We start from the raw sequence: 6,813 nt of genomic DNA, 5'->3' as shown, positions 1-6,813 counted from the left end.
ATCCGGCGCTGCGCCACCAGATGTTCATGGCGGCGATGTCGGCGTGCCACACGGTCACGTTTGCGGCGACCTACCAGGCGTTGCGCGCCCGGGGTCTCAAGAGCACCGAGGCCCTGGTCGTGCTGGCGCGCAAGCTGCTGCGCATTGCCTTTGCTGTGTGGCGATCGGGCAAGCCGTTTGATGCTCATCGCATCACCCCAAGCGCTTGACTCGAACCATAGAACCTTNTGCGCATTGCCTTTGCTGTGTGGCGATCGGGCAAGCCGTTTGATGCTCATCGCATCACCCCAAGCGCTTGACTCGAACCATAGAACCTTTGCCAGGCCACGGGTGGCGTCCCCCTTGGGGGAAGCGGCAAAGCCGCTCAAGGGGTTATTTCAAGATAATGACTTGCTCAGGCTGCTGCGGCTGGGGCACAGGCATGGGCTGGCCGCCCTGCTGGTACACCGGAGCCGGGCGCACGCCGCGCGCCAGGTGAGCGTCGGTGTAGCCCAGCTGCATGGCCATCTGCTGGTACACGTCCTGCGCCAGCGACAGCGAAGTCTCGCGCATTACCTTGGCACGGTTGGGTGGAGCGATGTCGCCACGGATCGACAGGATCTTGGTGTCGTTGCCTTCGCCCTGGGCGGAGAACGCGGCCTTGATCTCGTAGGTCCTGGTGTTGATCAGCGAGAAGTCGACAAGGAGCTGCAGGCCGTACTGGCGCGTGGCGCTGGTGGTGCCTTGCAGGGGCGAGAGCGCGTCGGTGAAGTCGATGCTCGACACCACGCCGAACAGCACGTAGTCAGCGCCATTGAACTCGCCCTTGCGAATGCGGCTGATCACGTCGTTGACCTGGGGCTGCACCTGGGGCGTGGCCATCTTGCCGCCCTGCACCTGGTTGAGCACCTGCTCGGCCTTGCTGGGCTGGGGCTTGCCCGCGTCAAAGCCCTTGCCCTGCACCAGGCGGAAGTACGTGCCCTGCAGGATGGCGCCCTTGATGTCGTTGGTGTAGCCGCCGAGTTCGCGCTGCTCGATGTAGCTGTAGCGGCCGGCCACGAAGGTGCCGCTGGCCTGCTCGGACGCCTGCACGGACTGCTGGCCCGAGTAAGAGCCCGAGCCGCCGTACATGCCGTGGCTGTGTCCGCCGCCGTGGCTGGCCTGCGCGCTCATCTGGCTGCTGCGCTGGTAGGTACCGGCCAGGAAGTACTCGGACACGCGCTGGGCGTAGGCCAGGTCGGTCACGGCGATCTTGGGCGCCGCGCCGGGCTGCTGCGCCAAGGCGTTGCCGCCCCAAGCCATGGTGGTGGCGGCGATCACGGCCAGGGCCGTGTGAAGGGTGGTTCTGCGTTGCATGGTGTGCTCCTTGTGAGCGTCTTCAATGATTCATTCGGACGGCGCCGGAGGGACCCCACGCCGCATGAAGTGAGCGCACCGCCCGCCAGCGCCACCGTGGAACTGGCTCCGCCAGGCCACGGGTGGCGTCCCCCTCGGGGGAAGGCGCGCAGCGACTCAGGGGGGCTTCTTACCTTTTGCTTGTTTTGCGGATCTCTTTTTCGTCCTGCCATTCGATCGTGCCTTCCTGCACGTCGAACAGCTTCAGCGTGAACTTGTAGTACACGTCCTTGGTGGCGTTGTTCTGCTTGACGATGCTGGTCAGCTCGCCTTCCATGGAGTACTTGGCCGCGGTCATCTGGCCGACCTTGGCGGTGGTGCCCTGCTTGTACAGGCCACTCTGGTTCTGGCGCTGCAGTTCGTCCACGCCCTGCTGCATTTCGTTGATGGAGCGCACGAAGCGCACCTTGCCCGACTTGACCAGCGAGGTCTGGATGGAGTTCATCACGTTGGTGGTGTCGATGTACTCGCTGGTCTTGTTCTTCACGGTGGAGATCGTCACCGTAGGGCGGCCCTGGAAGATGCCGGTTTCCAGCAGGCCGCCGGTCATCTTCTCGGCAATCATCTGCAGGTCGGTGGATCCGAACTCGTTGGTCACCAGCTCCACAGCCTTGGCGTCTCCGTAGTTGACCTGGCGGTCAAAACGCACGGTGGGCGAAGACAGGTTCTGGCAGGCCGACAGGGCCAGAGTGCTGGCCGCGAAGGCCAGGACGAGCGCGCTGCGCCGGATGGTGTTCTTTGTCATGGTTTTCTACTCCTCACTCAACAATATTTCGATGGGCAACGCTGGTTCAGCGGGGCTCGACGTTCATTTCAAGGCGCAGGTCGACCGCTGCGGCGGTAGGGGCCACGCTCTTGACGGTCTGCTGGCCCAGGCCGAGCACGCTCATCTGCTTCCAGGACTCGCCGTCGCCCACCTGGTTGCCGACGTTGTCCAGCCACTTGAAACGGTAGAACACAGTGCGGTCGGTGCGGCCCATGTTGGCCATGTCGGCCTGCACCACCAGGATGTCGTTCTTGCGCACGATGCGCATCTCGCGCACGGCGATGCTGTTGGCTTCGCCGCGCAGGGCGACCTTGGAGGCCACGGCCAGCGGGGTGGCCGGGTCGTGCAGCTGGGCGCTGGCCGCGGTGGCCAGGGTCAGGGTGAGCGCCGCGCACGCGATGGCAGGTGCAGCAGCAGCAAGGGCGATACGGGTTCTCATGCCAGAGGCTCCTTGGATGTAGGACATGGTGGTTTTCAGTTCTTCGCGGCAGGCGCGGGCTTGGTCGAGGTGGACTTGACCGCCGACTTGGGCACTTGGCGGGCGCGGTTGTTGGTGGTGGTCGTCGTCGTGGTGCGGGTCGTGGCGGCAGGCTCTGCAGCGGGCTGCGATGCAGCGGCCACGGTGGGCAGCTGGCCGAGCATGGCCACGTCGCCGGTCAGCACGCTGTTGTCGTACAGGCGCAGGGGCACCAGGGCGTACTGGCCATCGATCTTGATGGGCTGGGGCAGTGCGCGGCCGTTCACGGTCACGACGTGCTCGCCCGGCGGCAGGTAGCCGCGGGCCACGTACACGCGGCCGGGCAGCATGCGCCACATGCGGTCATCAGCCTGCTCGGTGGTGACAGACGCTGCCGCGCCGATGAGGCCGCCGACCAGGCCGCCGCGCTTTTGCAGCTCGTTTTGCAGCACGCCCTTGGCCACGGCGCGGGTGAAGCCACGCAGCACCATGCCGGGCATTTCGTCTTTCAGCGCGCGGCGGGCCATCACGTTCACGTCCACCACTTTTTCCAGCTTGAGGTTGGTGCCGGCAGCCGAGATGGTGCTGAGCAGCGCGTCCTTGGAGGGCTCGATCACCGGGTAGGAGATGCTGGCCGTGACCAGGCCGCGACCCGTGGGCACGGGCAGTGTGAAGGCCTTGGGCTTGCGGGCAGGTGCGTCACCGGCTTCGACGATGAAGAGCACGTCCGTCATGCGCTGGCGGCGCTTCCAGGTGAAGCCGGTGCGTGTGTCCAGGCCGCGCAGGCCTTCTTCGAGCACACCGGTTTCGGGCTTGAGCTCGATGGCCTTGCGGTAGCCGGGCGCTGCCAGGCCGGGCTCATTGAGCATTTCGTACAGGAAACCCGCGAGGTAGTGGCTCAGGGCGTTGGAGTAGCCGTTCTTGAGCGCCAGCACTTCGGGGTCGTTGAGCGTCTCGACGGGGTAACCGTTGAGTTCCTTGCCGCCCGAGGTCGCGCCCTTGGACTTGGCTTCTTCTTCAGCCGCCAGGGTTTCCTTGGCGCGGAACTCGGCAATGATGGCTTCGCGCTCGTGCGTGCGCTTGATGTCCACGCGGGCGTTCTCGAAGTCGCCCACGGCCATGCGGTTCAAGGCCAGCCGCGTGGTCACCCACACCTTTTCGTAGTCCTGGCCTTCGTAGACCTTCAGACGTTCGCTGATCAGCGCCGCGCCCACGGTGCCCATGAGTTTGCTGGGGTTGGTCTTGGCGGTTTCTTCCCATTCCTTGACCTTGGTGTCGGCCAGCAGGAAGGCGTTGGTGCTGTCGGGGTAGCGGCGGTCCATGCGCAGCAGTTCGCCGCGCTCCATGTTGTACAGCAGCGCCGTTTTTTCATCCTCGGACTTGGCCGTGCTCTCCAGCTGCGCCAGCGCTGCAGGGATGCCGCCTGTGCGGCCTGCGGCCTGCATGTCGGTAGCCAGCTTGTCGTGGCTCTGCATGGTGGCGCAGCCGGTCAGGGCAGCGCTCAGCGTCAGCACCCACAGCAGGCGTGGACGAAAACGGGACAGTTGGGTGGTCATGATGTTCCTAGCAGGACGGTCGGTTGCGCACCAGAAAACCCCGGCACCGCCCACGCGCAAAGCGCCCCTGTTCCACGCTGGCGCCGCTGCGAACGCGCGTTGCCGTGAATGCCCGGGGGGTTGTGTGTGCAGGACGGAAATACCGGATGAGGACGCTGCTGGCTGCACGTGCGCCCCCTCTCGGCGCTGTGTCGTGCTGCTGGCAACCACCTCTGGCTGTGAGTTTCTTGGTTGTTTTGTATGGGGTTGTAGCCAGGCACGCAATGTAGCAAAAGCTTGTATCTTTTCTGTAACCGTTCTCAACCCGTGCAATCTTTGCGACGTGGGCCATTTCAGGCCTCCACACGGTTGAGGGGCAGGCGGTACAGCCACACCACGCGCCCGCCCGGCACGCGCAACTGCACGCTGGGCAGCACGCCGGGCACCGCGAACTCCAGGCTCACCAACCAGGCGCCAGGGGCCAGCTCGGCCTCGGCCTTGGCGGCGGCGCGGGCCATGCTTTCAGGGCGCTGAAACAGGTAGACCATGCGGTAAGGACTCCAGTCCACGGCCCACATGTCGCCGCGGCGCACATAGGCCCACGGGCAGCGCAGGGCGCACAGCAGGCGCAGGGGCCAGCTCCACTCGACGCCCTCCAGCTGCGCGGCCGGATATGCCTGGCGCAGCGCTTTGAGGCCATCGCCCAGGCCGCTGCCGGCATCCAGAATGCGGGCGTCCAGCGCCAGCGGCGCCTGCGATGCCAGCGACTTGAGCGCATGCGGGGGCGTAGGGAACACCGGCGCATCGCGCCATGCGTTCAGCGGGTAGACCATCAGCAACAGTGCCAGGGGTACCAGCCAGGCCCAGGTGGGCAGGCTCGCTGCGCCCAGCAGCGCCAGCGACAGCGGAAACCCTGCAGCAATCAACCCACGCCGCCACCAGCTGCCGCCCAGCAGGCTGGCGGCCGTGCCCAGCACACAGGCCACGCCCAGCGCAGCGACGGACGGCACCGCTGCGCGCTGCAGCGCCACAAACACGAGCCAGGCGCAAGCCCACGCAATCAACGCGGGCAGGGGCCAGGGCATGCGCAGGGACAGCATCGGTTGGCGTTTCAGCGGCCGAACGGCCGACGCAGAGCGTTGCCAGAGGAGGCTACCCAGCCATCAGCGCACCCTGCAGGGCTGGGCATGGCGGGTGAGCCTGGAGCGCCTGTGTCGTTCGTGCGCGCACCGGCGGCAAGGCCGGAACCACGCCGGTCGCGGGGCTTGCGGGGGGACGAACGAAACGCGAAAGAGGGCATGGTCTGTGGATTCCAGGAGGTGCATCGATCACCCGGCAAACCATCGTGGACTTGCAGCACGCACCAATGGGGATTGCGGTGCTGGAGAGGCCTTGCGGACAACCCGGGAGTGTTGACCGCAGCGCAGTGTAGGCCCCGCAGTCCCACATTTTGCCTGTGCAAGTTACGTGTGGAAACTGCTTATGTGCGCTATTTCACACAACGGGTGGGCAAGCAACAACCCGCCAGCACGGTGCACGGTTTGCAGAGGCTGGCTTGCAATTTTCACCACTTAGGGCCCTGTACACAGGCTCGAGAGCGCGCTTGCTGAGGCAGAGCGCTGTGCCTGCCCTACCCCCACGTCTAATCCCTGCGAACCGAGAGCCTGGGTGCCGCTGCGCCAGTCACCCGAGCCCCGAAGGCGCCCTACTTCCGCAAGCGCTCGATCAGCCCGTTGAGCGCTTCGAGCGAGCCGAACTGGATCGCCAGCTCGCCCATGTCTTCCACACGCCCGTGGCGCTTGACGCGTTTCTTTACGCGCACTTCGACCTCGGCCATGAGCAGGTCGGAGAGTTCTTCTTCCACCCGCTTGAGGTCGCGCGACTTTTCCTTCTGGGGCTCTTGCGGCACCAGGCTGAACTCGGCGCCGATCTTCTTGACCAGGGCCTCGGCCTCGCGCACCGACAGCTTCTTGGCCGCGATCTGGTTGCCCGCCGTGATCTGCGCGGCGCGGTCGAGCGACAGCAGCGCGCGCGCGTGGCCCATGTCGATGTCGCCCGCCATCAGCATGGTCTGCACGGGGTCGGCCAAGTTCAAGAGGCGCAGCAGGTTGCTGGCAGCGCTGCGCGAGCGGCCCACCGCCTGGGCGGCCAGCTCGTGCGTGAGGCCGAACTCGCGGATCAGGCGCTGCAGGCCGTGGGCTTCTTCCAGCGGGTTCAGGTCTTCGCGCTGGATGTTCTCGATGAGCGCCATGGCCGCGGCGGACTCGTTGGGCACGTCGCGCACCAGCACCGGCACGGTATCGAGGCCCGCCAGGCGCGCTGCGCGAAAACGCCGCTCGCCCGCGATGATTTCGTACTTGCCGGCGTTGTCGCCCTCGGACAGGCGGCGCACCAGGATGGGCTGCATGATGCCCTGGGCTTTGATGGACTCGGCCAGTTCGTACAGCGCGCCTTCGTCCATGCGGGTGCGGGGCTGGTACATGCCGGCCACCATCTCGCTCAGAGGCAGGGTGTTGGGCAGGCCGGCTTCGGCGGCCTGCGCCTGCTCTGCTTTTTCAGCGACTTTGGGGCCCAGCAATGCTTCGAGGCCGCGGCCGAGGCCCTTGGGTTTCTTGGTGACCATGGGTGAGTGTCCGGAAGATGGATGGAAAGAATGGGTGCCGATGAATGCCGATCAGCGC

The 6,813-nt window shown here is 65.8% G+C and carries 6 protein-coding genes and 1 pseudogene; 1 reads left to right on the top strand and 6 read right to left on the bottom strand.

Features of this window, described 5'->3' with window-relative positions:
- A pseudogene (locus ASF16_RS26905) lies at nt 1-209 on the top strand (IS110 family transposase); the annotation flags it as partial.
- A 163-nt stretch (nt 210-372) separates the two neighbouring features.
- Here the strand turns inward: ASF16_RS26905 and ASF16_RS20700 are convergent.
- From ASF16_RS20700 to ASF16_RS20675, 6 genes are all read right to left on the bottom strand, one after another.
- Nucleotides 373-1,335 carry a hypothetical protein gene (locus tag ASF16_RS20700; protein WP_056171666.1) on the bottom strand — a complete coding sequence of 321 codons (963 nt, stop codon included), beginning with the start codon at nt 1,333-1,335 and terminating at the stop codon, nt 373-375.
- A gap of 169 nt (nt 1,336-1,504) precedes the next feature.
- Nucleotides 1,505-2,119 carry a penicillin-binding protein activator LpoB gene (gene lpoB, locus ASF16_RS20695; protein ID WP_056171664.1) on the bottom strand — a complete coding sequence of 205 codons (615 nt, stop codon included), beginning with the start codon at nt 2,117-2,119 and terminating at the stop codon, nt 1,505-1,507.
- A gap of 46 nt (nt 2,120-2,165) precedes the next feature.
- On the bottom strand, nt 2,166-2,579 hold the full coding sequence (locus ASF16_RS20690; RefSeq protein WP_056171663.1) for a YcfL family protein: 414 nt from the start codon (nt 2,577-2,579) through the stop codon (nt 2,166-2,168).
- Between the two features lie 35 nt (nt 2,580-2,614).
- Complete coding sequence (locus ASF16_RS20685) at nt 2,615-4,153, bottom strand: COG3014 family protein (RefSeq protein ID WP_056171660.1); 1,539 nt, start codon at nt 4,151-4,153, stop codon at nt 2,615-2,617.
- 332 nt (nt 4,154-4,485) lie between these two features.
- Nucleotides 4,486-5,232, bottom strand: a complete 747-nt coding sequence (locus ASF16_RS20680; RefSeq protein ID WP_056171657.1) for a hypothetical protein — start codon at nt 5,230-5,232, stop codon at nt 4,486-4,488.
- A 605-nt stretch (nt 5,233-5,837) separates the two neighbouring features.
- Complete coding sequence (locus ASF16_RS20675) at nt 5,838-6,755, bottom strand: ParB/RepB/Spo0J family partition protein (RefSeq protein ID WP_056171655.1); 918 nt, start codon at nt 6,753-6,755, stop codon at nt 5,838-5,840.
- Nucleotides 6,756-6,813 lie beyond the last annotated feature (58 nt).

The sequence above is a fragment of the Acidovorax sp. Leaf78 genome (assembly GCF_001422735.1).
Classification (GTDB): Bacteria; Pseudomonadota; Gammaproteobacteria; order Burkholderiales; family Burkholderiaceae_C; genus Acidovorax.
The sequence above is the reverse complement of the archived record's forward strand: the minus strand, read 5'-3'. Positions and strand labels throughout refer to the sequence as shown.

Coding starts and splice junctions, on each gene's coding strand:
- ASF16_RS20675 (WP_056171655.1), bottom strand. CDS start 6,755: ATGGTCACCAAGAAACCCAAGGGCCTCGGCCGCGGCCTCGAAGCATTG.
- lpoB (WP_056171664.1), bottom strand. CDS start 2,119: ATGACAAAGAACACCATCCGGCGCAGCGCGCTCGTCCTGGCCTTCGCG.
- ASF16_RS20700 (WP_056171666.1), bottom strand. CDS start 1,335: ATGCAACGCAGAACCACCCTTCACACGGCCCTGGCCGTGATCGCCGCC.
- ASF16_RS20685 (WP_056171660.1), bottom strand. CDS start 4,153: ATGACCACCCAACTGTCCCGTTTTCGTCCACGCCTGCTGTGGGTGCTG.
- ASF16_RS20690 (WP_056171663.1), bottom strand. CDS start 2,579: ATGAGAACCCGTATCGCCCTTGCTGCTGCTGCACCTGCCATCGCGTGC.
- ASF16_RS20680 (WP_056171657.1), bottom strand. CDS start 5,232: ATGCTGTCCCTGCGCATGCCCTGGCCCCTGCCCGCGTTGATTGCGTGG.